The 26412-nt window shown below is 72.0% G+C and carries 26 protein-coding genes and 2 tRNA genes; 15 read left to right on the top strand and 13 right to left on the bottom strand.

Features of this window, described 5'->3' with window-relative positions:
- Positions 1-43 precede the first annotated feature (43 nt).
- On the bottom strand, positions 44-973 hold the full coding sequence (locus FXF52_RS06575; RefSeq protein WP_148794435.1) for an LLM class F420-dependent oxidoreductase: 930 nt from the start codon (positions 971-973) through the stop codon (positions 44-46).
- A 119-nt stretch (positions 974-1092) separates the two neighbouring features.
- Between FXF52_RS06575 and FXF52_RS06570 the strand changes: the two genes are divergently transcribed.
- Both FXF52_RS06570 and FXF52_RS06565 read left to right on the top strand, forming a co-directional pair.
- A complete protein-coding gene (locus FXF52_RS06570; RefSeq protein ID WP_148794433.1) occupies positions 1093-1401 on the top strand; it encodes a helix-turn-helix transcriptional regulator in 309 nt (102 codons plus the stop codon).
- Positions 1402-1403: 2 nt separating this feature from the next.
- Positions 1404-1931 carry an SRPBCC family protein gene (locus FXF52_RS06565; RefSeq protein WP_148794431.1) on the top strand — a complete coding sequence of 176 codons (528 nt, stop codon included), beginning with the start codon at positions 1404-1406 and terminating at the stop codon, positions 1929-1931.
- 52 nt (positions 1932-1983) lie between these two features.
- Here the strand turns inward: FXF52_RS06565 and FXF52_RS06560 are convergent, their stop codons facing one another.
- Positions 1984-3189, bottom strand: coding sequence for an FAD-dependent monooxygenase (locus tag FXF52_RS06560; protein ID WP_148794429.1), 1206 nt, complete (start codon positions 3187-3189; stop codon positions 1984-1986).
- 71 nt (positions 3190-3260) lie between these two features.
- Between FXF52_RS06560 and FXF52_RS06555 the strand changes: the two genes are divergently transcribed.
- Positions 3261-3848: a TetR/AcrR family transcriptional regulator gene (locus tag FXF52_RS06555; protein WP_148794427.1), complete on the top strand. Its 588-nt coding sequence runs from the start codon at positions 3261-3263 to the stop codon at positions 3846-3848.
- Here the strand turns inward: FXF52_RS06555 and FXF52_RS06550 are convergent.
- The 3 genes from FXF52_RS06550 to FXF52_RS06540 are packed head-to-tail and all read right to left on the bottom strand — an operon-like array spanning position 3839 to position 7359.
- Positions 3839-4492, bottom strand: a complete 654-nt coding sequence (locus FXF52_RS06550; RefSeq protein ID WP_222870436.1) for a response regulator transcription factor — start codon at positions 4490-4492, stop codon at positions 3839-3841. The two genes, FXF52_RS06555 and FXF52_RS06550, sit on opposite strands and share 10 nt — an antisense overlap.
- On the bottom strand, positions 4489-6648 hold the full coding sequence (locus FXF52_RS06545; RefSeq protein WP_148794425.1) for a histidine kinase: 2160 nt from the start codon (positions 6646-6648) through the stop codon (positions 4489-4491). The genes FXF52_RS06550 and FXF52_RS06545 overlap by 4 nt, the downstream gene beginning before the upstream one ends.
- Positions 6649-6672: 24 nt before the next feature.
- Entirely contained in the window at positions 6673-7359 is a 687-nt protein-coding gene (locus FXF52_RS06540; protein WP_148794423.1) for a hypothetical protein, read from the bottom strand.
- A 150-nt stretch (positions 7360-7509) separates the two neighbouring features.
- Between FXF52_RS06540 and FXF52_RS06535 the strand changes: the two genes are divergently transcribed.
- From FXF52_RS06535 to FXF52_RS06520, 4 genes are all read left to right on the top strand, one after another.
- On the top strand, positions 7510-8739 hold the full coding sequence (locus FXF52_RS06535; RefSeq protein ID WP_255471776.1) for an acyl-CoA dehydrogenase family protein: 1230 nt from the start codon (positions 7510-7512) through the stop codon (positions 8737-8739).
- Between the two features lie 635 nt (positions 8740-9374).
- Positions 9375-10646 carry a glycine betaine/L-proline ABC transporter ATP-binding protein gene (locus FXF52_RS06530; protein ID WP_370517884.1) on the top strand — a complete coding sequence of 424 codons (1272 nt, stop codon included), beginning with the start codon at positions 9375-9377 and terminating at the stop codon, positions 10644-10646.
- On the top strand, positions 10643-11536 hold the full coding sequence (locus FXF52_RS06525; protein ID WP_148794418.1) for a proline/glycine betaine ABC transporter permease: 894 nt from the start codon (positions 10643-10645) through the stop codon (positions 11534-11536). Before FXF52_RS06530 ends, FXF52_RS06525 begins: the two co-directional genes overlap by 4 nt.
- A 76-nt stretch (positions 11537-11612) precedes the next feature.
- A complete protein-coding gene (locus tag FXF52_RS06520; RefSeq protein ID WP_148794415.1) occupies positions 11613-12497 on the top strand; it encodes a glycine betaine ABC transporter substrate-binding protein in 885 nt (294 codons plus the stop codon).
- A gap of 75 nt (positions 12498-12572) precedes the next feature.
- Here the strand turns inward: FXF52_RS06520 and FXF52_RS06515 are convergent, their stop codons facing one another.
- Positions 12573-12962 (bottom strand): hypothetical protein, encoded by a 390-nt coding sequence (locus FXF52_RS06515; protein WP_255471774.1) that lies wholly within the window; start codon positions 12960-12962, stop codon positions 12573-12575.
- A 68-nt stretch (positions 12963-13030) separates the two neighbouring features.
- Positions 13031-14038 (bottom strand): RNA polymerase sigma-70 factor, encoded by a 1008-nt coding sequence (locus FXF52_RS06510; protein ID WP_255471773.1) that lies wholly within the window; start codon positions 14036-14038, stop codon positions 13031-13033.
- Between the two features lie 194 nt (positions 14039-14232).
- Between FXF52_RS06510 and FXF52_RS06505 the strand changes: the two genes are divergently transcribed.
- Positions 14233-14718, top strand: coding sequence for a carboxymuconolactone decarboxylase family protein (locus tag FXF52_RS06505; RefSeq protein ID WP_148794413.1), 486 nt, complete (start codon positions 14233-14235; stop codon positions 14716-14718).
- A 158-nt stretch (positions 14719-14876) separates the two neighbouring features.
- Here the strand turns inward: FXF52_RS06505 and FXF52_RS06500 are convergent, their stop codons facing one another.
- Positions 14877-15599 carry a VOC family protein gene (locus tag FXF52_RS06500; protein ID WP_148794411.1) on the bottom strand — a complete coding sequence of 241 codons (723 nt, stop codon included), beginning with the start codon at positions 15597-15599 and terminating at the stop codon, positions 14877-14879.
- Between the two features lie 197 nt (positions 15600-15796).
- On the opposite strand from FXF52_RS06500, the gene FXF52_RS06495 reads away from it, so the two are divergent.
- The 5 genes from FXF52_RS06495 (at position 15797) to FXF52_RS06475 (ending at position 19276) form a co-directional block, all read left to right on the top strand.
- The gene (locus FXF52_RS06495; RefSeq protein ID WP_148794409.1) at positions 15797-16330 is read left to right on the top strand and encodes a ribbon-helix-helix protein, CopG family; all 534 of its coding nucleotides are present in this window, start codon (positions 15797-15799) and stop codon (positions 16328-16330) included.
- Positions 16331-16404: 74 nt separating this feature from the next.
- Entirely contained in the window at positions 16405-17244 is an 840-nt protein-coding gene (locus FXF52_RS06490; RefSeq protein ID WP_148794407.1) for a DUF4097 family beta strand repeat-containing protein, read from the top strand.
- Positions 17245-17268: 24 nt separating this feature from the next.
- A complete protein-coding gene (locus tag FXF52_RS06485; protein ID WP_148794406.1) occupies positions 17269-18228 on the top strand; it encodes an ATP-binding cassette domain-containing protein in 960 nt (319 codons plus the stop codon).
- The gene (locus FXF52_RS06480) at positions 18225-19064 is read left to right on the top strand and encodes an ABC transporter permease (protein WP_148794404.1); all 840 of its coding nucleotides are present in this window, start codon (positions 18225-18227) and stop codon (positions 19062-19064) included. The genes FXF52_RS06485 and FXF52_RS06480 overlap by 4 nt, the downstream gene beginning before the upstream one ends.
- Positions 18995-19276, top strand: coding sequence for a hypothetical protein (locus FXF52_RS06475; RefSeq protein WP_148794402.1), 282 nt, complete (start codon positions 18995-18997; stop codon positions 19274-19276). Before FXF52_RS06480 ends, FXF52_RS06475 begins: the two co-directional genes overlap by 70 nt.
- Here FXF52_RS06475 and FXF52_RS06470 read toward each other — a convergent pair.
- From FXF52_RS06470 to FXF52_RS06450, 5 genes are all read right to left on the bottom strand, one after another.
- Entirely contained in the window at positions 19271-19711 is a 441-nt protein-coding gene (locus FXF52_RS06470; protein WP_148794400.1) for a hypothetical protein, read from the bottom strand. The two genes, FXF52_RS06475 and FXF52_RS06470, sit on opposite strands and share 6 nt — an antisense overlap.
- Positions 19712-19997: 286 nt before the next feature.
- Positions 19998-20074: transfer RNA gene (locus FXF52_RS06465), tRNA-Ile, on the bottom strand.
- 143 nt (positions 20075-20217) lie between these two features.
- Positions 20218-21459 (bottom strand): NAD(P)/FAD-dependent oxidoreductase, encoded by a 1242-nt coding sequence (locus tag FXF52_RS06460; RefSeq protein ID WP_148794398.1) that lies wholly within the window; start codon positions 21457-21459, stop codon positions 20218-20220.
- Positions 21449-23587 carry an MMPL family transporter gene (locus FXF52_RS06455; RefSeq protein ID WP_148794396.1) on the bottom strand — a complete coding sequence of 713 codons (2139 nt, stop codon included), beginning with the start codon at positions 23585-23587 and terminating at the stop codon, positions 21449-21451. The genes FXF52_RS06460 and FXF52_RS06455 overlap by 11 nt, the downstream gene beginning before the upstream one ends.
- 280 nt (positions 23588-23867) lie before the next feature.
- A tRNA-Asn gene (locus FXF52_RS06450) sits at positions 23868-23940 on the bottom strand.
- Between the two features lie 285 nt (positions 23941-24225).
- On the opposite strand from FXF52_RS06450, the gene FXF52_RS06445 reads away from it, so the two are divergent.
- Complete coding sequence (locus FXF52_RS06445; RefSeq protein ID WP_148794394.1) at positions 24226-24606, top strand: hypothetical protein; 381 nt, start codon at positions 24226-24228, stop codon at positions 24604-24606.
- Between the two features lie 264 nt (positions 24607-24870).
- Positions 24871-26412 (top strand): ThuA domain-containing protein (locus tag FXF52_RS06440; protein ID WP_187413357.1); only part of this gene is annotated, 1542 nt, incomplete at its 3' end.

Raw genomic sequence — 26412 nt, 5'->3', positions numbered from 1 at the left:
GGCCGGCGCCTCGGGGCGGCCGTCGGCCCGGCGTGGTCGATCGTCAGAGCTGCGGCATGGCTTCGGCGGCGACCAGCTCCAGGTGGTCCAGGTCGGTCAGGTCGAGCAGCTGGAGGTAGACCCGCTGGCTGCCGATCGCGGCATACCGGCCGAGCTTGTCGACGACCTCGGCGGGTGTGCCGGCGAGGCCGTTCTTGCGCAGCTCGGCGGGCTCCCGGCCGATCGCCGCGGCGCGCCGGGCCACCTCGGCCTCGTCCCGGCCGCAGCAGAGGACCAGGGCGTTGGACCAGACCATGGTGGACGGGTCCCGGTCGATCTCCGCGCAGGCGGCGCGTACCCGCTGGAACTGGGCCGCCGAGTCCTCGACCGAGACGAACGGCAGGTTGAACTCGTCGGCGTAGCGGGCAGCGAGGCGGGGCGTCCGCTTCGGGCCCTTCCCGCCGAGCAGGATCGGCGGGCGCGGCTGCTGCACCGGCTTGGGCAGCGCGGGCGAGTCGCTGACCGGGTAGTACTTGCCGGGGAAGTCGAAGGTCCGGCCGGCCGGGGTCGCCCAGAGACCGGTGATCACCGCCAGCTGCTCCTCCAGCCGGTCGAAGCGCTCCCCGAGCGGCGGGAACGGGATGCCGTACGCGGTGTGCTCGTCCGCGTACCAGCCGGTGCCGATGCCCAGCTCGACCCGGCCGCCGCTCATCTGGTCGACCTGCGCGACGGTGATGGCGAGCGGGCCGGGGAGCCGGAAGGTGGCCGCGGTCATCAGTGTGCCGAGTCGGATCCGGGTGGTGTCCCGGGCCAGGCCGGCGAGGGTGGTCCAGGCGTCGGTCGGGCCCGGCTCGCCGCTCCCCGAGCCCATCTTCAGGTAGTGGTCGGAGCGGAAGAACGCGCCGAAGCCCGTCTCCTCCGCGCGCCGGGCCACGGCGAGCAGCTGGTCGTAGCTGGCGCCCTGCTGGGGTTCGGTGAAGATCCGCAGTTCCATGATCCGAGCATAGGAAGCGGATCGGTGGCCCGCCCCGGGCACCGGTCCCCGTCACCCGCACCGGCTCCAACAGCGGCCATGCCTTTACAGGCATATAACTGCTGAGGCATATTGGTCTGGTGTCCGTCGACGTCTTCGCCGTCCTGGCCGAGCCCACCCGACGCCGCATCCTCGACCGGCTGCGCCGCACCGAGAGCAGCGTCGGTGACCTGGTGGACACGCTCGGGATGAGCCAGCCGGCCGTCTCCAAGCACCTCAGGGTGCTCCGCGAGGCCGGCTTCGTCACCTGCCGCACCGCCGCCCAGCAGCGGATCTACCGGATCGACCCGCGCCCGCTGCGCACGGTCGACGACTGGCTCGGGCCGTACCGGCGGATGTGGGCGGACCACCTCGACGCCCTGGAGCGCCATCTCGACAGTCAGGAGTGACGATGGAACGCGACAACTTCCGGCCCGGCCCGCTCGCCGAGGTCGCCCGGGTGCCGGCCGGCGACCGGTGGGACCTCGTGTTCGTCCGGGACCTGCGGCATCCGCCGGAGAAGGTCTGGGCCGCGCTGACCGAGCCCGACCAGCTCGCCCAGTGGGCGCCCTTCCTGGCCAGCCGGGATCTCGGTACGCCCGGCGACGCCACGCTCAGCGCCGTCGACGGCGAGCGGACCTTCGACGCGCCGGCCACCGTGATCCGGGCGGAGTGCCCGTCGCTGCTGGAGTACACCTGGGGCGACGACCGGCTGCGCTGGGAGCTGACCCCGACGGACGCGGGCACCCGGCTGACCCTGCGGCACCGGATCGAGAAGGCCGACCAGGCCCCGCTGATGGCCGCGGGCTGGCACCTCTGCCTGGACGTCGCCGGTCACCTGCTCGACGGGGACCCGGTCGGCCCGATCCGCGGCGGCGAGGCGCTGGACTTCGGCTGGGAGCAGCTGCGCGCCGCGTACGCCGAGCGCCTGGACTCCTGACGCGGCCGGCGCGGGGCGGCGAGCCGCCACCCCGCGCCGCCGCCTGCCGCCCTCAGCGCGCGACGGCCGGGACGTCCGGCAGGGTGATCGCGGTGGCCGCCTTGCGGATCGGCTCGGTGACCCGGCGGATCATCCCCTCCCGGCCCGGCAGGTGCGGCATGAGCCGCAGCATCAGCGTCTGGAACCGGATCTGCGCGGCCGAGCCGAGCACCATGCCCTTCAGGTTGCGCTCGGCGAGCTGCTGGTTCGCCGCCACGAACGGGCGCATCCGCCGCTCGTACGCCGCGAACCCGGCGGCGGGGTCGCCACCCGCCTCGGCCAGCGAGGCGGCCAGCACGTACGCCCCGACCAGGCTCAGGCTGGTGCCCTGCCCGGACGCCGGCGAGGCGCCGTAGCCGGCGTCGCCGACCAGCCCGATCCGCCCGGTCGACCAGCGGTCCATCCGCACCTGGCTCATCGCGTCGAAGTAGAAGTCCGGCGCATCGTCCATCGCGGCGAGCAGGTCCGGCACCCGCCAGCTGGCCCCGGCGTACGCCCGGGCCAGCGCCGCCCGCTGCGCGGCGACGTCCCGGCGGTCGGGCTCCTCGGCGGGTGACGGGAAGAGGAAGAGGGCCCGCGCGTCCGGCGCGCCGGCGGTCCGGTAGACGCCGACCGTCCGCCCCGGGGCGGGGTGCATCAGTTCGACGCACTCCTCGCCGTACTCGGCGGGCACCGTGAAGATCGCGATGTGGTGCCCGAGCGGGCGCAGGTGGGCCGAGCCGGGGCCGAAGGCCAGCCGCCGCACCGTCGAGTGCAGCCCGTCGGCGCCGATCACCAGGTCGAAGCGGCGGTTCGGCGCCCGCTCGAAGGCGACCTCCACCCCGTCGGCCCGCTGATCCAGCGCGACGATCGAGTCGTCGAAGAGGTAGTCCACGTCGCCGGTGGCGTCGACCAGGATGCGGGCCAGGTCGCCGCGCATGACCTCGACGTCGTCCCCCTCCCGGCCGCCGAAGAGCGCGGCGTCCATGGTGGCGAGCTGTCGGCCGGACGAGTCCACGAAGCGGGCCAGCCGCATGCCGGTGTCGTGCCGCCGCACCTCGTGCCCCATCCCCATCCGGTCGATGACGTCCAGGGCAGCGCCCCGGATGTCCACCTTGTAGCCCCCGGCGCGGAGCATCGGGGCCCGCTCGACGACGGTCGGACGGAAGCCGTGACGGCGCAGCCACCAGGCCAGCGCGGGGCCGGCGACACCGGCCCCGGAGATCAGCACATTGGTCATGCCAGCAACTGTACAAGCGTGTTAGACAGTTGTGCAAGACGCCTGTCCAAGAAATCCGCTACGCTGTCGGCATGGGAAATCGGGAGGACCTGCTCGCCGGCGCCAAGCGCTGCCTGATCGAGAAGGGGTACACGGCCACCACGGCCCGGGACGTCGCCACCGCGGCCGGCACCAGCCTGGCCGCCATCGGCTACCACTTCCGCACCACGAAGGCCCTGCTCAACGAGGCGCTGATCGAGGCGATGGCGGAGTGGGGTGAGGAGCTGGGCCGCGCCCTCGCAGAGGACGCCGGCCCGACGGCCACCCCCGCCCAGCGGTTCGAGGCGGCCTGGGAGCGGATCCTCGAATCCTTCGCCCGGCTACCCCGGCTCTGGGCCATCCAGTTCGAGCTGATCGCGCAGCTGGACCGCGTACCCGAACTGCGGGAGGCGTTCGCCGCCGCCAACCGGCAGGCCCGGCTCGGCCTCGCCGAGGTCTTCCACCGGATCGACCCGGCCGCCGACGAGCCGACCGCGCTCGCGCTCGGCGCGTTCCACCAGGCGCTGCTCGGCGGCCTGGCCGCCCAGTGGCTGGTCGACCCGGCGGCGGCACCGTCGGCGGCGGAGCTGACCCGGGCCCTGCGGGCCGTCGCCGACGAGTTCCGCGCCGGTCAGGGCTGACCGAGACCGGCCTCCCGGGCCCGGACGATGGCCTGGCCGCGATCGGCCACCTGAAGCTTGGCGAGCACGTTGGACAGGTGGTTGCGGACGGTCTTCGGGCTGAGCGTCAGCCGGCGGGCGATGACCACGTTGCTCAACCCCTGGGCGACCAGGTCGAGCACCTCGCGCTCCCGGTCGGTCAGCTCGGGAAACGGCGCGGACCCGGACGCCCGGGCCCCGGACAGGTAGCTCACCGCCCGGCTCGCGATCACCGGGCCGAGCAGTACCTCGCCGTTGGCGACCGCTCGGACCGCCCGCTCCACCTCGGCCGGCGCCGCGCCCTTGAGCAGATAGCCCCGGGCACCCGCGCGCAGCGCCGCGAAGACCCAGTCGTCGTCGTCCAGCATGGTCACCACCAGCACCCCGATGCCCGGGTGCCGGGCGACGATCTCCCGGGTCGCCGCCACCCCGGACCGGCCGCCCAGGTGCAGGTCCATGATGATCACGTCCGGTCGCTGCTGGTCGGCGACGCGGAGCGCGCCGTCCGCGTCGGCGGCCTCGCCGACCACCGCCAGCCCGGCCGTCGAGGCGAGCAGCGCGGTCATGCCCAGCCGGAAGACCGGGTGGTCGTCCACCACCGCGACCCGGATCGTCGGCTCGGTCACGGCTCCACCGCCGCCGCCCGTACCGCCCCCGAGCCGGCGTCGGACCAGGCCGGGTCGCCGGAGGCGGCGGGGTCGGGCCCCGCAGCGTCCGCCGTCGGCGCCGCGCGCTCCGACGCGTACGCCGACAGCCGCGCGGCCGGCACCCGGACGAGCACGGTGGTGCCACCCCCCTCCCTCGGCGCGACGACGCAGACCCCGCCGATCCCCTCGGCCCGTTCCCGCATCGAGCGCATCCCGATCCCGTCCGGCGTCCCCGGCGCCACCCCCCGCCCCTCGTCCTCGACCCGCACGCTGAGCCCGGCGGCTTCCCGGTCGACGCGCACCCGGCAGCTCGCCGCGCCGGAGTGCCGGTGCACGTTCCGGACCGCCTCGGAGACGATGCCGTAGATCGCGGTCGCCACCGGCTCGGGCAGCGGCAGCGGCGCGGCCAGCACCTGGACGGCCAGCCCCGAGCCCGCGTACCGCTGGGCCAGCTCGTGCAGGGCCGGGGCGAGGCCACGCTCGCCCAACACCGGCGGAAGCAGCCCCCGGGCCAGGTCCCGGACGTGCTCGACGCGCTGGTCGACCTCGTCGCGCAGCCGGTCCAGCAACCGGCCGGCCGCCTCGGGATCCACGGTGAGCAGGTTACGGGTCGCCTGCAGACCCAACGCCACCCCGGCCAGCGCCGGGCCGAGCCCGTCGTGCAGGTCTCGCCGCAGCTTGCGCCGTTCCTCCTCGCGCGCCTCGGCCAGCCGGGCCCGGGAGGCGGCCAGCGCCCGGCTGGTGGCGGCCAGGCTGGCCGCCGACGCGACCACCGGCACCAGGTCGACCAGCGCCGACCGGGTACGCCCGTCCAGCCGTTCCCCCGCCCGGGCCCACGCGACCAGCCGGCCGATCTCGGTCCCGCCCCGGCGCAGCGGCAGCACCAGCGGCGCGCCGACCGGCCCGGCGGACACTCCGCCCGCGGCGTACGGCTCCGGGCCGTCCACCTCGATCGCACAGGCGCCGAGGCGGAGCAGGTCGGTCAGGCTCTGCGCCACTCCGGTGAGCACGTCGGCCGGGTCCGCGGACGCGCTGATCCGGTGCCCGACGCCGCGTACCACGCCGAGCGGCTCCACCGCCTCGCCGTGGATCAGCCGGTCGACGCCGCGCTGCACCCGGGCCCGCGCGGGCTGCATGCCCACCGCCACCAGCGCGGTGACCAGCACCCCTGGCACCGCGGGAGTGGCCGGCAGCAGCTCGTCGAGCACGCTCACCCCCACCACGTACGCGGTCACCAGCAGGAAGGTGAGCAGGAACCAGACCAGGGTGCGGCGGACGGCGATCTCGATCCCCCACAGCCGCTGCCGGAGCACCACGGCCAGCACCGCGGCCGGGAAGAACGCCTGGGAGGCGAGCATGGCGGTCGGGGCGAGCCAGTCCGGGACGTACCCGGCCCAGCCGGGGAAGCCCAGCGGGGCGAAGCTCACCGCGAGCAGCATGGTGCCGACGGCCAGCCAGCCCAGCCCGACCCGCTCGGCCGGCGGCCCGCTACGCCACCGGCGGACCAGGCCGGCGGCGGCGAGCAGCCCGAGCACCGGCACCGCCCGGAACAGCAGCAGGTCCCCGGTGTCCACCACGTCCGCCCAGCCCGGCACGGCGAGCGGCAGCGCGCCGGAGGGCCGGCCCGGCTGGCCGGGCCAGGTCAGGTGGAACAGCTCGATCCCGGCGGTCACCAGCGCGCCGGCGGTCACGGCGAGCCGGGCCGGCACGGGCAGTCGCCCCTCCCGGACCAGCCAGGGCACCACCGTGATGAGCGAGAGCATCCCCGGCACCCAGGCCCAGTCGCGGGCGGAGGTGAGCAGCACCGGGGCCGGCAGGCCGGGCCGTACCGCGAGCAGGTCCACGTACTGCGCGCTCAACGCGGAGAACCCGCCGCCCACGCCGGTCGCGGCGAGCAGCCAGGCGACGGGATGACCGCGCCGCAGCAGCACCAGCCAGGCGACCGTGCCGTACACCGCGCAGTCGGTGAAGTCGACCAGGAAGTAGAGCTGGGACAGGCCCCACGGCCGGCGGGCGAGGACCCAGCAGACGGCCGTACCGGTGAGCAGGAGCGCGCAGCCGACGGCGACCAGCCGGGCGGCGACCGGATGGCGCCGGTCGCCGCCCCGTGGTGTCGTCGTCGGCGCGGCGGGCATGCGCTGATCCTGACAGTCGCCGGGTCAGTTGCCGAGACCCCGGCGCTCCAGCGCGAATGTCAGTCCGGCGACAGTGGCCCAGAGCGCCGCGGGAGCCAGCGCCAGGTACTGCAGCGGCACCGCCTGGGTGACGACCACCAGCAGGGTCATCAGCAGGCTGAACACTGCCAGCCACCGGCTCACCGACCGGCGGCGCAGCCCGGCGACCGCCACCGCGCCGGCGCTGAGGCCCGCCCCCGCCCAGACCCACGGGAAGGTGTTGTAGCCGGTGGCCAGCGTCGCGACCGTGTCGGCGTCGGTCTCGGCCAGGTGCAGCAGGTCCCAGTACAGCTCGGTGGACACCCCGCCGCCGACCAGCAGCAGCGCCGCGGTGAGCAGCAGGCCGGCGGCCGCCACGTCGGGCAGCAGCCCGCCGGCCGGCTCGCGGGCGGCCAGCCGCCGCCGCAGCCCGGCCGCGAACACCGCCAGGCAGCCGGCGGCCAGCCCGGTCAGCACCTGGAAGACCCAGACGTACGCCTCCTTGCCGTCCATCGCGGCCGCCAAACGCGCGTTGTCGGCGAGCAGCGACGTGTCCACGTTGGCCAGTTGCGGACCGAACTGGAAGATCGCGATGCCGGTGAGCCCGGCGACGGCCCCGGCGACCGCCCAGCCCCGGCGGGGACGGCCGGTGGCGGTCGGGGTGGCGGTGGCGTCGAGCGTGGCGCTGGTCATGGTTCCTCCTCAGGTCGGGGGCACGGCGGGTCGCCGCAGGCGAAGCGTGGCGGGCCCGGCGTCCCGGGCGCATGGGCCACGGTGTCCCGACCGGCCGGGCGGTTTCCCGGCCGGCCCGGGGCACCGCGATGTCCCGTCCGATCGGTACGGGTGTCCCTGGCGGCCGGGACGGTGGACGCGCCACGGTGGACCCGCCACACCGACGAGGAGGCCGCCATGGACCACCGCCACGACCTGCTGACCGCCGTACGCGAGCTGGCGCCGGAGCTGACCGCCCGGGCCGAGGAGATCGAGCGGACCCGGGAGCTGCCCGCCGACCTGCTCGACCGGCTCCGCGCGGCCGGCTGCTTCCGGATGTTCGTGCCCCGCAGCCACGGCGGGTACGAGGTGGACCTGCGCACCGGGATGGCGGTGCTGGAGACCCTGGCCCGGGCGGACGGCTCGACCGGCTGGACCGTGATGATCGGCGCGGAGACCCCGCACCTGCTGGCGATGCTCTCCCGCGACCGGTTCGACAAGCTCTACGCCGCCGGCCCGGACGTGGTGGTGGCCGGCGGTTTCGCGCCGCAGGGCCGGGCCGAGCTGGCCGACGGCGGGTTCCAGGTGAGCGGGCGGTGGGGGTTCGCCAGCGGCTGCCGGCACGCCGACTGGATCTTCGGCAACTGCCTGGTCACCGCGGACGGCCAGCCGCTGCCCGGGGTGGACGGGCAGCCGCCGGAGACCCGCTCGATGCTCTTCGCGGCCGACCGGGTGACCGTGGTGGACACCTGGCACGTGCTCGGCCTGCGCGGCACCGGCAGCCACGACGTGCTGGTCGAGTCGGCGTTCTGCCCGGCGGAGGAGAGCTTCGACCTGTTCACCGGCACGCCGTGCGTGCCCGGGCCGGGGTTCGTGGCGCCGCTGGTGCACTTCGTGCTGCACCTGGGCGCGGTCGCGGTCGGCATCGCGCAGGGGGCGCTGGACGACATGACCGCGCTGCTCGGCGACGGCCGGCAGCGCCTCTACGCCCGGCAGCCGCTCGCCGACTCGCCCGCGTTCCGGGTCCAGCTCGGTCGGGCCGACCTGAACGTCCGCGCGGCGCGGGCCCTGCTGGCCGCGCTCGCCGACGACCTCTGGGCGGCCTGCGCCGAGGACCCGGGGCGGATCGCCGCCCTGCACCCGACCATCTCCGCGTCGCTGCCCTGGGTGACCGAGCAGGCGATCGCCGCCGTGGACACCTGCTACCGGGCGGCCGGCGGCGGCGCCGCTCGGGACTCCTCCCCGATCCAGCGCCGGTTCCGGGACATCCACACCTTCGCGCAGCACGCGGCGGCCGCGGAGGGCTGGCTGGGCAACAACGGGGCCCGGCTGCTGGGCCGGCCGGTGGCACTGGCGTACTGACCTTCCCGGGCCGGTGGGTGGAGGGGTCCGCCGGCCCGCGCGGGGCCGGCCGCCGATTCGGCGGCCGGCCCCGACGCGTCAGCCGAGCTTCGGCACGACCTCGCGCGAAGAGCCGCATCGCTTGTCTACGGCGTCGGCTTCTTCCGCGGCCCCACCGATCCGTTCGACGATTTCCGCGAGACGACCACACCTGATTTGCGGAACCGCCCCGCCCGACGAGCCGGAAGCGCCGGCCGAAATATGACGGTCACATGACAGAGAATCACGAACACATGACAGTTCTCTATCGCCGTTGTCATATTCGGGGACGAACGGCGGCAGCGGACCGCCATCATCCGGCACCCTCGCTGGCGGCACAAAGGCCCCATACGTGGTCTAATCGGCCCGGCTTCCCGGCGATGGAGGCACGTCCTCGGTGCGTACGGACGACCGAATTTGACGGTGTCGAGGGCACCAGTTTTTGTGGTTAATTCCACAGCCCCCCCGGTTGCGACTGGATTCCCGCCGATGACGTCGGTAAGTTTCCGGGCCGGCCCCTACGGCCTGCGGAATGTGACCGATGTTGATATCGACGGACGAGACGCGAAGATGGCTACCGATGGTGCGACGCGCCAGCGGTTTCCATCGGAGAGGGGATCGTGCCCGCACTCGCAGTGAAGTCGCTCTACAAGATATTCGGCAGTCGAACTGACGAGGCGATGAGGCGCCTCGCGAGCGGCGCCCCGCGCGCCGAGGCGCTGGCCGGCCTGCCGGCCACGGCCGCCGTGATCGACGCGAACTTCGAGGTCCGCCCCGGCGAGATCTTCGTCGTGATGGGCCTCTCCGGCTCGGGCAAGTCCACCCTCATCCGGATGCTCAACGGCCTGCTCCGGCCGACCCGGGGCAGCGTGCAGGTCGACGGGGTCGAACTGACCACGCTCAAGCCCGCCGCGCTGCGCAAGCTGCGGCGGGAGAAGATCAGCATGGTCTTCCAGCACTTCGCGCTGATGCCACACCGGACGGTGCTGGAGAACGCGGGCTACGCGCTGGAGGTCGCCGGCCTGCCCAAGGCCGAGCGGCGCGAACGCGCCCTGGACGCGCTGCGCATGGTCGGGCTCGAGGAGTGGGCGGACAACCTGCCCCACGACCTCTCCGGCGGCATGCGGCAGCGGGTCGGGTTGGCCCGCGCGCTCGCGGCCGGCACCGACATCCTGCTGATGGACGAGGCGTTCTCGGCGCTGGACCCGCTCATCCGCCGGGAGATCCAGGACCAACTCCTGGAACTCCAGGCCGAGCTGGGCAAGACCATCATCTTCATCACCCACGACCTCAACGAGGCCATGCGGCTCGGCGACCGGATCGCCGTCATGCGGGACGGCCGGATCGTCCAGATCGGCACCGCCGAGGAGATCCTCACCGACCCGGCCAACGGGTACGTGGCGCAGTTCGTCGCCGACGTCGACCGGACCCGGATCCTGACCGCCGCGTCGGTGATGGAGAAGCCGCACCACGTGCTGGACGTCAACGCCGGCCCCCGGGTGGCCGCCAAGGCGCTGCGGGAGAGCCAGACCTCGGTGGTCTACGTGACCGGGCCGATGAAGCGGTTCCTCGGCACGGTCACCGAGGACGAGGTGCTGCGGGCGCTGCGCGAGGGCCACCCGAACCTCGACGGGTACGTGTCGACCGAGCGGGTCCGCACGGTCACCGCGGACACGGCGGTGGCGGACCTGTTCGCCGACTGCGCGGAGAGCCAGCACCCGGTGGCCGTCCTGGACGACCGGGGCCGGCTGGCCGGGGTGATCCCCCGGATCACCCTGCTCAGCGCCCTGGCCAGCGCGACACCGGAGAGTGTCGCGGCAGTGGAGAAGGCGGCCATCCCGGCGCAGCCCGACGTCGAACTCGTCGCCGCGAAGGGAGAGCCGGCATGAGCATCGCGCAGTCCCCGCTCGACTCCTGGCTGCCCCGGCTGCCGCTCGGCACCTGGACCGAGTCCGCCGTCGACTGGGCCACCCGTACCCTCGGCCCGGTCTTCGACGCGGTCGCGACCGTGGTCGACACCCTGGTCCGCCCGCTCGAGAACCTGCTCACCGGCGTACCGGCGGTGGTGGTCGTGCTGGTGCTCGCCGGGCTGGGCTGGTGGCTGCGCGGCTGGAAGTTCGGGCTCGGCACCGCGGTCGGCCTCGGCCTGGTGGCCGGGATGCCGTACTGGGAGGAGACCATGAGCACGCTCGCCCAGGTGCTCGTGGCCAGCCTGCTCGCTCTGCTGCTGGCGATCCCGCTCGGCGTCTTCATCGCGGAGAACCGGCGGGCGTCTGCCGTGGCCCGGCCGGTGCTGGACCTCATGCAGACCCTGCCGGCGTTCGTCTACCTGATCCCCGCCATCTTCTTCTTCGGCATCGGCACCGTGCCCGGCGTGCTGGCCACGCTGGTGTTCAGCATGCCGCCCGGGGTACGCCTGACCGAGCTCGGCCTGCGCCAGGTCGACAAGGAGATCGTCCAGGCCGCGGAGTCGTTCGGCGCGCCGCCGTGGATGGTGCTGCTGCGGACCAAGGTGCCACTGGCCCTGCCGACGATCATGACCGGCGTCAACCAGGTCATCATGCTGGCCCTGTCCATGGTGGTCATCGCCGGCATGGTCGGCGCCGGCGGCCTCGGCGACGTGATCATGTTCGCGCTCTCTCAGGTCGAGGTCGGCAGCGGGTTCGAGGGCGGCATCGCCGTCGTGGTCCTCGCCGTGGTGCTCGACCGGCTCACCGACTCCGTGGGCGACCGGTTCCCCTCCGCGCGGGCGCAGCGCCTCGCGCGGCAGGCCGCCTGACCGTCGCCCCTCCGCCGGCACCCCTGTTCCCGCGTACGCGGGACCGCCGGCTGCTCCGAATCAGGAAGGAAGATCTGTGTTCACCACCCTGAAACGCGTCCTCGCCCTCGCGGTGACCGCCACCCTGGCTCTCGGCGGTGCCGCCGCCTGCGGCGAGAAGTCGGACGGCGCGTCCGGCAGCGGCAAGAAGATCACCATCGGCTACATGGCCTGGGACGAGGCGGTCGCCGCCTCCCACCTGTGGCAGCACATCCTCGAGGAGAAGGGCTACCGGGTCCAGCTCAAGAACCTGGAGGCCGGTCTCGTCTACGGCGGTCTCGCCAACGGCGACATCGACCTCTTCTTGGACGGCTGGCTGCCCCAGACGCACGCCTCCTACCTGGAGAAGTACGGCGACAAGCTGGAGAAGATCGGCGTCTGGTACGACGATGCCAGCCTGAGCATCGCCGTGCCGAAGTACGTCGAGGGCGTCGACTCGCTCGAGGACCTGGCCGCCCAGGCCGGCACCTTCGGCGGGCAGATGATCGGCATCGAGCCGGGCGCCGGCCTCACCAAGGCCACCCAGGAGAAGGTGCTGCCCGGCTACGGCCTGTCCGGCATGAAGCTGAAGACCTCCTCCACCCCGGCCATGCTGGCGGCGTTGGACGGCGCGATCGCCGACAAGAAGCCGATCGTGGTCACCCTCTGGCACCCGCACTGGGCGTACGCGAAGTACGAGCTGAAGGACCTGGCCGACCCGAAGGGCACCCTGGGCCAGGCCGAGCAGATCAACACCTTCGGCCGCAAGGGCTTCGGCAAGGACTTCCCCGAGGTCGCGAAGATGCTGGAGAAGTTCAAGATGGACGGCCAGCAGCTCGGGTCCCTGGAGGACCTGATGTTCAACACCCACAAGGGCGACGAGAAGAAGGCCGTCGAGGAGTGGCTGAAGGCCAACCCCGACTACCTGAAGGCGCTCGCCTGACCTGCCCCCGCGCGTGAAGGAAGGGGCCCCTGTCAACGCCTGGCGTTGTGCAAGGGGCCCCTTCTGGCACCCCGGTCACCCGCCCCGGCGGCGCCGCAGCCAGCCGGCACCGGCGCTCACCACGGTGGAACCGATCGCGGTGCCGATCGCCACCAGCGCCGCCCCGACCGCCCAGAGCCCGGTGTCGTCGATCGACGCGGCGTGCCGCGCCCAGACGGCCGTGAAGGCCACCGTCATCACCGGGGCCACCAGCCACGGACCGCGCCACCAGCCGCCGACGCCGGCGATCAGGGCCAGGGTCAGCACGCAGCCGGCCACCTGCCACACCGCGTACGGGCCGCTGGTCGCGCCGGTCCGCGGGTCGACCGTGTAGCCGGTCTCCCAGCCCAGCCAGGCCCACCAGGCGCCGACCGTCGCCGCCGCTATCAGCAGCCCGCCGAGCAGAGTACGCATCGTTGTGGTCACGGCTCGATCCTTCCGGTCCGGGCGGTCGGGCGGATGAGCATCCGTACTCGGCCTGAGCGGGCCCGGGTTCAGCGGCGCAGGGTGGTCTCCCGCGCCATGTGCGACAGCTTTTCGGGGTTGCGCACGGCGTAGAGCCCGGTGATGAGGCCGTCGTCGATACGCAACGCCAGGACGCTGTCGAGCTCGCCGTCGAGGTGGAGGATCAGCGCCGGGTAGCCGTTGACCTGTGCCGGCCGCAGCGACGCCGTGTCGGCGAACTTGCCCAGCCCGGCGGCCAGCAGGCGGGCCACCTTGTCGGCCCCCACGACGGGCCGCGGGACGGCCTGCTTGACTCCGCCACCGTCACCCAGCAGGACGACATCCGGTGCGAGGATGTCGAGCAGGCTCTGCAGGTCGCCCGTTTCGACCGCCCGCTGGAACGCGTCGAGGGCGTCTCGGGTCTCGGCCACGCTAACGACGTGGCGCGGCCGGCGCGCCGCGACGTGTGCCCGTGCCCGGTGCGCGATCTGGCGGACCGCGGCCGGGGTCTTGTCGACGGCTTCGGCGATCTCGTCGTACTCGACGTCGAACACCTCGCGCAGCACGAACACCGCCCGCTCGGTGGGGGTGAGCGTCTCCAGCACCAGCAGCATCGCCATCGAGACGCTGTCGGCCAACTCGACGTCGTCGGCTACGTCGGGCGCGGTGAGCAGTGGCTCAGGCAGCCAGGGGCCGACGTAGGACTCCCTGCGGCGGCCGAGCGTACGCAGCCGGGCGAGCGCCTGGCGGGTGGTGATCCGGACCAGGTACGCACGCTGATCCCGCACCGTGCCGAGCTCGACGCCCGCCCACCGCAACCAGGTCTCCTGCAGGACGTCCTCCGCGTCGGCGGCCGAGCCGAGCATTTCGTAGGCGACGGTGAACAGCAGGTTGCGGTGGGCGAGGAACGCCTCGGTGGCGGGACCGGGGCGATCGTCCCGGCTGCTGCCCCGGGCGCGATCGTCGGATGCGGTCTGCGGCGTGCCGACCATGGGTGACTCCTGTTCGCTCTCGACTGCGTCACCCATCAGATGCCGGGCCCCGCCGTTCTGTGACATCGGAACGGTAGCCAATCCTCGTCGTCCGGCAGCGAATCGCGGGACGGCGGGGCAGCGCCCTGGGCAGCGGCGCGTCGTACGTCACCGATGCGCCAACTGCTTGTGGTGCGCGTCACGTAGCCGCACCGTCACAGGGATCGGGTCGCCGGCATCTCATGTTCGTCCAGTGCAGCACAAGCAGTGAGGACGGAGCCATGGACGCCCGATTCAACATGTTCGACAACGAGATCGCCGCCAAGTTCTTCAAGCGGTTCGCCAACGCCGGCCTGGTGATCCATCAGTCGCCGTTGCCGAGGTCCACCCAGGAGTTGGTGTCGCTGCGCGCCAGCCAGATCAACGGCTGCGGTTGGTGCATCGACATGCACACCAAGGAGGCCGCAGCCGCCGGTGAAACCTCGGTCCGGCTCAACCTGGTCGCCGCCTGGCGCGAGTCCACGGTCTTCACCGAGGCCGAGCGGGCCGCGCTGGCGCTCGCCGAAGAGGGCACCCGGCTCGCCGACGCCCACCAGGGCGTGTCCGACGAGACCTGGGCCCAGGTACGCAAGCACTACGACGACGACCAGATCGCGGCGCTGGTCTGCCTGGTCGCCCTGATCAACGCGGCCAACCGGCTCGCCGTGATCGTGCACCAGCAGGGGGGTTCCTACGAGCCCGGCATGTTCGCCGCCGCGCTCAACTGATCGGCGAACGAATCCGGCTCGGCCCAGGATCATTCGGTCCTGGGCCGGGCCCGCCCATGCCCAGGCGCACCGGCCATGACGCCGTGCCGCCCGAACGCGACGAGTCGCTCTTCCGGAGCGGTCGTGCGGGTCGCCGGCTACCCGGGATTCTGTTCGCGCTATCGCGGGGTCAGCACGCAGAACTCGTGGCCATCGGGATCGGCCATGGCCACCCAGCTGACGTCGCCCTGGCCGATGTCGATGCGCGTTGCCCCGAGGGAGATGAGGCGGTCGACCTCCGCCTGCTGATCACCGTCGGCGGGTGGAGCGAGGTCGAAATGCAGCCGGTTCTTGCCGGTCTTCGGCATCAGCGGCGGACCGCCCCAGGTGATCTTCGGACCGCCGTGCGGCGAGCGGATCGCGGTCTCCTGGTCCTGGTCCCAGACCAACGGCCAGCCCAGCGCTTCGCTCCAGAAGTATCCGACCTCCTGCGAACCGTCGCACGCAAGCGCTCCGATGAATCCGCAGTCGGCGAGGAACTTGTTGCCCGGCTCGATGACGCAGAACTCGTTGCCTTCGGGGTCTGCCAGCACCACATGACCATCGTCCGGGTCTTGGCCAATGTCGATGTGCCGGCCACCGAGTTCGAGCGCCCGCGCCACCGTCTGCTGCTGGTCCTCGAGGGACGTGCTCGTCAGGTCGAAGTGCATCTGGTTCTGGCCGACCTTCTGCTCCTGACTTGGCAGAAATCGGAGCCGGAACCCGGTGTCGTCGCTCGGCAGCAGCGTGATGCCGCCTCGGGGGTCGTCGATCAACTCCCAGCCGAGGACGCCGGCCCAGAAGCGCGCGAGCCGGAGCGGGTCGTGCGCGTCGAAGCAGAGCGCGAGGAGATGACTGATCATTCCGCTCCGCACCTCCCATCTGCTCATTCAGAGCCGCGGAGAGGCAGGTCCTCCGCGCCTACAGGGAGGGACAACGCTAGGCGCTGGGGGGCTCGCCACGCAAAGAGAATTAGCCAGCGCGCCAAGGATGCCAGCCTGGCACCGCAAGTGAGCCAAGACGGCTTGCCTGTGTGCCAGCGGTGTGCCATATTGGCACCATGGACTTGACCCCGTATGTGAGCAACCTCGGACGTGAGTTCGCCACGCTTGCCGAGGCCGGCGGTGAAGAGGCGCGTACGCTGGTCGAGCGCCTGACCGGGTCGCTCGAGTCGGCGATCCGGATGACGCTGCTGGACGCGCTGTCGGCCGCCGCCGACGAGATCACCCGGGACCTGGCTCCGGGTTCGGTGGAGCTGCGCCTGCGCGGACGCGATCCGAACTTCGTCGTGACCCCGCCACCCGCCGAGCCGATCGAGGTCGCGGCCGAGAAAGCTGCGGCGACGGCCGACGGCGCGCCGGACAGCGATCTGCTGATCGCCGAGGACGGCCCCGCCGCCCGGATCAACGTACGCATGCCCGAGCAGCTCAAGGCCGCGATCGAGGAGGCCGCGGCCAAGGAGGGGCGCTCGGTCAACGCCTGGCTGGTCCGGGCGGCCGCCGCCGGCCTGCAGCGGACCGACCGCGATCAGCGCCCCGAGCCACGCGGCAGCGGGAAACGAACCAGGCAGGGCTTCACCGGCTGGGTCCGCTAGCCACGCTGTTCTCACACCGCGTCCCCGGCCTGCGGGGACGAATCACCCACCCAACCCATGATGCGGGGACAACCATGCCAAAGTACGAGACGCCCGAATCGATTTCCGTCACGCTCGAACTCGCCGTCGGCTACGTGCGGATCGCCGCGAGCGACCGCACCGACACCCTCGTCGAGGTCCGCCCGAGCGACGAGGCCGACGAGTCCGATGTGCAGGCCGCTGCGCAGGTCCGTGTCGACTACACCAACGGCATTCTCCAGGTCACCGGCCCGAAGCGCACTTTCGACTTCTCGAAGAAGAGCAGGTCGGTGGACGTTTCCATCGAACTGCCCAGCGGTTCCCAACTGTCCGCTCATCTGCAGATGGGCGACATCCGCTGCGCCGGCCAGCTCGGGGAGTGCCGGCTCAAGACCACCGGCAACGTCTGGCTCGAACGAACCGGCCCGCTGCGCCTGCACACGGGGGCCGGTCACATCACCGCCGACGGCATCACGGGCGACGCCGAGATCTCCACCGGCTCCGGCAAGATCCAGATCGGCGAGGTCGAGGGCGCCGTGGTGGTCAAGAACTCCAACGGCGACACCACGATCGACGCCGTCACCGGCGACGTGCGGGTGCGCAACGCCAACGGCGCCATCGACGTCCAGCGGGCCGGCGCCGGCGTCGACGCGAAGACGTCCAACGGCAGCATCCGCCTCGGCGAGGTGGTCCGCGGCTCGGTCGTGCTCGGGACCGCCATGGGCGACCTGGACATCGGCATCGCCGAGGGAACCGCCGCCTGGCTCGAGGTCAACACCGGATTCGGGCACGTACGCAACCTGCTGGAGAACGCCACCCGGCCCGACGAGACCGACCAGACCGTCGAGGTGCGCGGCCGTACCTCCTACGGCGATATCACCATCCACCGCTCCTGATCCACTTCCGGCCCCGGAGGAAACATGACCATCACGCAATCCCGGCCGGCGATCGCCGCGACCGGGCTACGGAAATCGTTCGGCGACCATGTCGTGCTCGACGGTCTCGATCTGAACGTGCCACGGGGAACGGTCTTCTCGCTGCTCGGCGCGAACGGCGCCGGGAAGACCACCACGGTCAAGATTCTGTCCACTTTGCTCGGCGCCGACGCCGGTGACGTTCAGGTCGCCGGGCACGACCTCGCCCGCGAACCGGACGCGGTACGCGCCGCGATCGGCGTCACCGGTCAGTTCTCCGCCGTGGACAAGCTGCTCACCGGCGAGGAAAACCTACGGCTGATGGCGGATCTGCACCACCTCGCCCGGGGCGAAGGCCGCCGGCGCGCCGCCCGACTGCTCGAACAATTCGACCTGACCGAGGCGGCCAGAAGGCCGGCATCGACCTACTCCGGGGGCATGCTGCGGCGGCTCGACCTGGCGATGACCCTGGTCGGCAGCCCACAAGTGATCTTCCTCGACGAGCCGACCACCGGACTGGACCCGCGCAGCCGCCGGGACATGTGGCAGACCGTCCGGGACCTGGTGGCCGGCGGCGTCACCATCTTCCTGACCACGCAGTACCTGGAAGAGGCCGACGAGCTGGCCGACCGGATCGCGGTCCTCAACCACGGCCGCGTGGTCGCCGAGGGAACTGCGGAGGAACTGAAGCGCCGCATCCCCGGCGGACACGTTCGCCTGCGCTTCGCCGACCAGCAGGGCCTCGACGCGGCCATGCGCGTGCTGGGTCAGGCCGCGCGCGACAACGACGCGCTCGCCCTGCGGGTGCCCGGCGACGGCAGCCTGCGCTCGCTGAAGACCCTGATCGACCGGCTCGACGACCGGGCCATCGAGGTCGACGAGCTCTCCGTGCACACCCCCGATCTCGACGACGTCTTCCTCGCCCTCACCGGCAACCCCACCAACGAGAAGGTGACCACCCGATGAGCACCCCCGCCCTCACCGGCCCGGCTCCGGCAAGCCTCCGTTTCCATCCGCTACGCGACTCGGCGACGATGCTGCGCCGCAACCTCAAGCGCATGCTGCGGTACCCGTCGATGACCGTGATGCTCGTCGGGATGCCCGTCGTCTTCCTGCTGCTGTTCGTTTACGTGCTCGGCGGCACACTGGGCGCCGGGCTCGGCGGGCCACTGGCCGGCGGTGCGGCCGGCGGGCGCGCCGCGTACGCCAACTACGTGGCGCCCGCGATCATCCTGATGACCGTGGCGGCCACGGTCCAGGGGACCGCGATCTCGATCGCCATGGACATGACCGAAGGCATCATCACCCGGTTTCGCACCATGCACATCGCCCGCGTCTCGGTGCTGACCGGACACGTCCTGGGCAGCATGATCCAGGCCGTGATCAGCCTGGCGGTCGTGATCGGCGTAGCGCTGCTGGTCGGCTTCCGGCCCACCGCAGGGCTGGGTGAGTGGCTGGCCACGGCCGGTTTCCTGGTGGTGGTGACCTTCGCGCTCGTCTGGTTGTCCGTCGCGCTGGGCCAGGTGAGCGGGAGCGTCGAGACCGCGAGCAACCTGCCCATGCCGCTTATTCTGCTGCCCTTCCTCGGCAGCGGGTTCGTCCCCACCGACTCCATGCCGGCCGGTCTGCGCTGGTTCGCCGAGTACCAGCCGTTCACGCCGATCATCGAAACCCTGCGCAGCCTACTGATGGACGAGCCGATCGGGAACAACGCGTGGATCGCGCTCGCCTGGTGCGCCGTCATCGCGCTGGGCGGATACCTCTGGTCGAAGCGACTGTTCGACCGCGAGTCCTCCCACTGAAAGGCAACACCTTCGTCACGATCAACCCCGCCGACGACCCGGCCTGGTACGCCTCGATCTCACTACTCGACGACGACACCTACGAAGTCGAACGCCGCGACGCCCGCCAGCGAATCCACGACCTCACCACCGAGACCGACCACGGTCACATCGCCAAGGACCTCACCATCTGGCTGGCCGGCCGCCACCAGCGAGAAGGCGGTGTCTCATGACCCAACGGACCATTGAGACAGGCTGTAGCAGGCAGACTTCTGGACGAAGGTCTCGCGCTCCCCGGTGTCCGGGTCGTCGGCCCACTGCCACAGGCTCACCTCCCCCCGCCAGCTGCGCTGAGTGTTCAATTCAAGGTTTGCTTTGGCATCCTTCATCCGCAGAACTAGCTGACCATCCGCTGCCAAGTCGCCCGGGCGCAGCTGGCCGCTACCGGAAACCGTGTCCGTAGATCCGTCCGCGTTGAAACCGAACGTGGCCTCAGACACCGTGAAGGCGTGATCTGGCGTGATCTGGATGACCCCTCCCTGGCGGGACTGGAAGACCCCGCACAGAGCGTCGATGCGAACCGGCCACAGTGCGCGCCAGGCAAGGGCACCTGGCAACAGCGCTACCAGGAGACCGGCAGCCACAAGCACCGCCTTTCCCCTACTCATGCTCGTCTCCTGCCGATGTCCGCCGTCAGCTTGGCCAGCACCCTGTCCGCGCTCATCCCGGCAGCGTAGGCGGCGCTGCCGCCAACCGCTCCTCTGCCTGAAGCCCATCTCTGTCAATTCAGCAGCACACGGAGTCGAATCTCGGAGCCGAATGGCGCGTCCCGCTTTCGGCAGTCACGCGCGCCGACGTTGGCGGCTCGTGCTGCTGCGGGCTAAGGGCGTTGGTCCCGACCTTGACGCCGACCGTCCGGGTCGGCAGCACCAGGCCTGACCAGGGCGTTTTCCGTGGTGGGGCGGGCGGGACTCGAACCCGCGACCGAGGGATTATGAGTCCCCTGCTCTAACCCGCTGAGCTACCGCCCCGCTGCCGCGCCGGATCGTAACCCGCTCAACGGATCACCGGCCACCACCCGAACGGGCCGGACTCAAGATCCGACCGGCACGATGGGCAACGCGAGAATAACAGCGCGTCGTGGGGGCGACGGCGGCCGAGCCGTCCATTGCGCTCAACCTGCGCCGCGTAGCTCCGCCAGCACCGCCCCGGCCGCCCGCCAGCCGCTGGCGAGCGCTCCCTGGATGGACGGGCTGTCCCGGTGGTCGCCGGCGACGAAGAGCCCGTCGCCGAGCGCGACCGGTTTGCGCAGCCGGCCCTGCGGCGGCGGCGCGGCGGGCAGCGCGTTCGGGACGGTGACGGTGGTCAGGTGGGTCCAGTCGGCGGTGGACCGCCCGTAGAGCCGGTCCAACTCCCGCCGGATGACCGCCTCGGGCGGGGGCTGCGGCCCGACCACCGAGGTGGCCACCAGGTGCTTCCCGGCCGGCGCGTACGCGGGCACGGCTCGGCTGAGCACCGCCGTGTTGGCCACCAGTTCCCGCCGCTCCCCGTCGAGCAGCAGGATCGGCTCGTCCAGGGGCGGCGTGTCGGCGCTGTGGTAGTAGGTCGTGCAGCTGTGCATGCGTACCCGGTCGAGCTGGGGCAGCAGCGTGGTCGCCGCCGGCGGGTCGACGGCGACCACGACGGCGCGGCAGGCGAGGTCGCCGGTCTGGGTGCGGACCCGGCCCGGCGCGACCTCGGTGACCCGGGTGTGCAGCTCGATCAGCTCGGCGGGCAGCGGGGCGGCGACGGCCTGCGGCAGTGCCGCCATCCCCTGGGCGGGCAGGCTGCTCCGCCCGCGGGCGAACGAGCGAAGGATCATGGCCAGCACGTGGCTGGAGGCCGCCAGCTCCCGGTCGAGGAGGACGCCGGAGAGGAACGGCCGGAGCAGCCCCTCGATGATCGCGTCGGAGAGGCCGGCCCGGCGCAGCGCCGCCTCGGTGGTGGTCTCCGGTGCGGTGAGCAGTCGACTCACCGGCAGGGTGGCGCAGCCGGTGACGAGCCCGGCGAAGCGCATCCGGTCCGACAGCGACCCGACCCCGGCGGTCAGCGTGCCGGCGACGCCGGCGGGCTCGCGCAGCGGGTTGACCAGCCGGTCGAGCCGGTCGCCGCGGCGGAGCAGCACGCCGGGGGTGAATAAGCCCAGGTCCAGGGTGGCCAGGTCGAGCAGGCCGCCGAGCCGCGGGTACGCGGTGTTGAGCACCTGGAAGCCCCGGTCCAGCAGGTAGCCGTCGACCTGGTCGGTGGCGACCCGGCCGCCGAGCCGGTCGCCGGCCTCGAGCAGCCGCCACGGCACGCCGGCGCGGTGCAGCCGGCGGGCCGCGGTGAGGCCGGCCAGGCCGCCACCGACGATGACCACGTCGGCCTCAGCGGACATGCGTCACCTCCGCCCCGGCCCGGTCGCCGTCCCGGTTGGCCCGGGACAGCCGGCTCGGCCACCAGACCTTCGGCCCGATGTCGTACGCGAGCGCGGGCACCAGCAGGGACCGGACGACGACGGTGTCGAGCAGCACCCCGACGGCGACCGCCACGCCGAGCTCGACGAGCACCACCAGCGGCAGCACGGCGAGCGCGGAGAAGGTGGCGGCGAGCACGATGCCGGCGGAGGTGATCACGCCGCCGGTGACGGCGAGGCCGGCGAGCACCCCGGCCCGGGTGCCCCGGCGGACCGATTCCTCGCGCACCCGGCTCATCAGGAAGATGTTGTAGTCGATGCCGAGGGCGACCAGGAACACGAACGCGAAGAGCGGGAACGACTGGTCGACGCCGGGGAAGTCGAGGCCGTACCTGAAGATCAACGCGCAGAGGCCGAGCGTGGCCAGGAACGACAGGACCACGGTGGCGATCAGCAGCAGCGGGGCGAGCAGGGCGCGCAGCAGCAGGGCCAGGATGACCGCGATGACGAGCAGCACCACCGGGATGATGACGTTGCGGTCCCGGACGGCGGCGTCGGCGGTGTCCACGTTGACGGCGGTGAAGCCGCCCACCACGGCGCCGGCGCCGGGCACCTTGTGCACCGCCTCGCGCAGGTCGCGGATGGTCCGCTCGGCGGCGTGGCTGTCCGGCGGGTCGGCGAGGGTGGCCTCCAGCTCCACCCGCCCGTCGACCACCTTGGGCGGCGCGTTCGGGTCGGGTGGCCCGCCCGGTCCCTGGCCGGTGACCGGGCGCACTGCGGACACCCCGGGTACGCCCTGGGCCACCTGGGCGACCTGCCGGGCGCTGGCCTCGGTGGTGAAGATGGTGGCCGGGCTGCCGGTGCCGGCCGGGAAGTGCCTCGTGATCACCTCCTGGCCGGCCACCGAGTCGGTGCGCTTGGTGAACAGATGGGACTGCCCCAGGGTGGTGGCGCCGAGCTGGGTCACGCCGACGGCGAGCGCGGCCAGGACGACCGCGGTGACCAGCCAGACGGGCCGGGAGCGCCGGGCGACGAAGCCGGCGATGCGGCCCCAGACGCCGTGCTCGGTCCGCGGGTCGGCGTGGTCGTACCGGGGCCGTCGCGGCCAGAACGCCCAGCGTCCGCCGAGCAGCAGCAGGGCCGGGAGGAAGGTCAGCATCACCAGCAGGGTGGCGGCGATGCCGACGGCGGCGACCGGCCCGAGCGCGCGGTTGGAGTTGAGGGTGGACAGCAGGAGGCAGAGCAGGCTGAGGATGACAGTGGCGCCGGAGGCGATGATGGCCGGGCCGGCGCCCTTCCAGGCGGTGCGCATCGCGGCCCAGGGGCGCTCGTGCCGGTGCAGTTCCTCCCGGTAGCGAGCGATGAGCAGCAGCGCGTAGTCGGTGCCCGCGCCGAACACCAGCACGGTGAGGATGCCCTGCGCCTGCCCGTTCAGCTTGATGACGTCGTTGCGCGCCAGGTGATAGACGAAGAGCGAGGCGAGCGCGTACGACAGGCCGGCGGCGAGCAGCGGAAAGATCCAGAGCACCGGGCTGCGGTAGACGATCAGCAGGATGACCAGCACCACCACCAGGGTGACCAGCAGCAGCGGTCCGTCGATGGCGGTGAAGACCTCGATCAGGTCGGCGAGCAGGCCCGCCGGTCCGGCCACGTCGACGGTGAGCCCGTCCCGGTCGGTGCCGGCGATGCCGCGCAACTGGTCGACGACCTGCCGGATCCGCTCGCCTTCGGCGCTGTCGATCGGGACGATCACCTGTACGGCCTGGCCGTCCTGGCTGGCGATCGGTGGCGGCAGCGGGGTGACCACGCCCGGCACCCGGGCGAAGCGGGCGGCGTCGGCCTGGACGCGCTGCTGGTCGGTCGGGGTGATGCCGGAGGTGCGCTCGTAGACGACGAGGGCGGGGGTGGTCTCCCTTGTCATGAAGCCGGCGGAGAGGTCCAGCGCCCGGGTCGCCTCGGCGTTGGCCGGCAGGAAGGAGGCGTTGTCGTTGGTGGCGACGTCGCCGAGCTTCCCCGAGTACGGTCCGGCGATCGCCCCGACCACGAGCCAGCCCAGCACGACCGCCGCCGCGATCAGCGTGGCCGTCCAGCGGCGGGCTCCTCCGGCCATCTCCACCCACCCTCTGAACCGACGCACGAACCGACGCAGTGGGAGTCCCAGTCGATGTCCATCCTGCCGGGCAGAGCGGTCTTTTCGGGGGGAAACCGCCCGGGAGGCCCGCTTGCCGGGCACAGTCGCGACGGGTGAATCGTCTGCGCCATCAGCTCGACAGCGAGCGCGAGGCAAGGTCGGCGACGCCCGGAGGCGGGACCGAAGGCGCCGGCCATGGCGGGGCCAGGAACGAGAAACGCCCGCCGACCTGGGTCGGCGGGCGCGCTGTGCAGAGAAGCTCCCCCGTTTGGACTCGAACCAAAAACCTGCCGGTTAACAGCCGGCTGCTCTGCCAATTGAGCTACGGGGGACCGCAGATCACCCGGTTACGGATCTCTCCGCGCCGGGCGACGGGGACAAGAGTACAGGACATCCGGGGGTGGCGCGCCAGGGGGTTACCCGCCTTCGTGGCGGGGTTTCCGACGACACGATCAAGCATCAATACGGACAAATCGCCATCTGGGCACCCGGAGGCATGAGGGGAGAGCAGGATGGGTAGTTAGCCGCCGACAGAGGACGCAGGCGCGAGATGGCCACTGCCGGTCGGGAACCACCCGGTCGGCAACGGCGGCGCGTCAGGTACGGAAGGAGCCGCCATGCGCGGAAAGATCATGTTTCTTGGCGGGCTGGCTGCGGGATTCGTCCTGGGCGCCCGTGCCGGTCGGGAGAAGTACGAGGAACTCGTCGTCCGGGGCCGTAAGGTGCTCGACCACCCGACCGTCCAGGAGGCGGCGGGCGTGGCGCAGGCCCAGGCGACCCGGCTCTACGCCGAGGGCAAGGACAAACTGGGGCAGACGAAGCTCGGCGAGAAGCTGACCAGTGGCAACGGCAACCGGCAGGGGCTGACCGAGGCCGACAAGCCCTTCGCGGGCACGCCGGCCTCGGTCGGCGCCAAGTCGGGTTCGACCAGCACGGGCTCGACCAGCGGCGGGAGCACCAAGCCGTCCGGCACGAGCGGCAGCAGCAGCAACTCCTGACGCCGCCAGGGCAGCGGGCCGGTCGCCATCGGGCGATCGGCCCGTTCTCGTCTGTCCGGACGGGACCCAACCGCCCCACTTTTGCTGATCCTGAACAAAAGTCGAAGCGATTCATAGAAAACTTTTGGCTCCCACCTCTTCTCTTTGCTCGCCTCCGCAAATATCGTCTCGCGTAGAACCTGGCCAGGCTCTCGTCACCACATCAGCGACCTCCTCAGCTTCGTCCCGCGCTGAGGCGGACCCGCCCGACCAGAGCGAGGTTCGATGCGCAGACCCTTCGGCCGCAGGGCCGCCACCCACCTCAGCCTGCTCGCTCTCGTCGGCGCGACGCTCGTCGCGACGGCGGAGCAGGCTCCGACCCCGGCGCAGGCCGCGCCGGTGCTCACCACCCCCGCACCCAACAGCAACGGCATGCAGTACAAGGTGCTCGTGTTCACCCGGTCGGCCAGCGGCAACAACGCCGCCACCGCCGCCGGCGTGCAGGCCATCCAACAACTCGGGCAGGAGCGACGCTTCACCGTCGAGGTCACCAACGACGCTCGAAAGTTCGACGAGCCGCACCTGAAGCAGTTCCGCGCGGTGGTGTTCCTGAACACCGCCGGTGACGTGCTCAACGACGCCCAGCAGGCGGCCTTCGAGCAGTACTACCGCGACGGCGGCGGCTTCGTCGGCGTCAACTCCGCCATCGAGGCCGAACCGGACTGGTCCTTCCTGACCAACGTGCTCGGCACCCGGGCCACCGGCGCGCCGTCCGCGGTCAGCAAGGCCACGGTCACCGTCGCCGACCGGGTCCACCCGGCCTCGAAGACGCTGCCGCAGCGGTGGAGCACCACCGACCGCTGGTACAACTTCGCGGCCAACGTCCGGGGCGTCTCGCACGTGCTGGCCACGGTGGACGAGAAGACGTACACCGGCGGCACCATGGGCTTTGACCACCCCATCACCTGGTGCAAGGACTACCAGGGCGGCCGGTCGTTCTACACCGGACTCGGCGCCACTCCGGAGAGCTACGGCACCGTGGACCTGCGGGCCCACCTGGGCGGCGCGATCCAGTGGGCGGCCGGCGTGACCGACGGCGACTGCGGCGCGACCGTGCTGGCCAACTACCAGATGACGGTCATCGGAGCGCAGCCCAACGTCAACGAGCCGATCGGTTTCGACGTGCTCCCCGACGGCCGGGTGATCCAGACCGACCGGCGCGGCGGCGTACGCCTGCACAACCCGGAGACCAACAAGACCACCATCCTGGCCCAGATCCCGGTCTACACCCACAGCGAGGACGGGATGTACGGCCCGGCGATCGACAACGACTTCGCCACCAACAAGTGGGTCTACCTGTACTACGCGCCCCCGTTGAACACCCCCGCCGGGAGCGCGCCGACCACCAGCACCGACCCGCAAGCCTGGGACCAGTGGAAGGGCTACTTCCAGCTCTCCCGGTTCAAGTTCGTCGACGGGGAGAACCCGTCGCTCGACCTCAGCACCGAGCAGAAGATCATGCAGGTGCCGGTCGACCGGGGCGCCTGCTGCCACGTGGCCGGTGACATCGCCTTCGACTCGAAGAACAACCTCTGGCTGGTCACCGGGGACGACACCCCGGCCGGCGGCGGCGGGTCGGGCGGCTTCTCGCCGCACAACGACTCGGTCAGCGCCACCGGTGTCTACCAGGCGCCCTTCGTGGACGCCCGGCGCAGCTCGGCCAACACCAACGACCTGCGGGGCAAGATCCTCCGGATCACCGTGGGCGCGGACGGCTCGTACACCGTCCCGGCGGGCAACCTGTTCCCGGCCGGCACGGAGAAGACC

Origin of the sequence: Micromonospora sp. MP36 (assembly GCF_008119785.1) — a bacterium.
Lineage (GTDB): Bacteria > Actinomycetota > Actinomycetes > Mycobacteriales > Micromonosporaceae > Micromonospora.
This window is presented reverse-complemented; position numbering and strand designations above follow the sequence as displayed.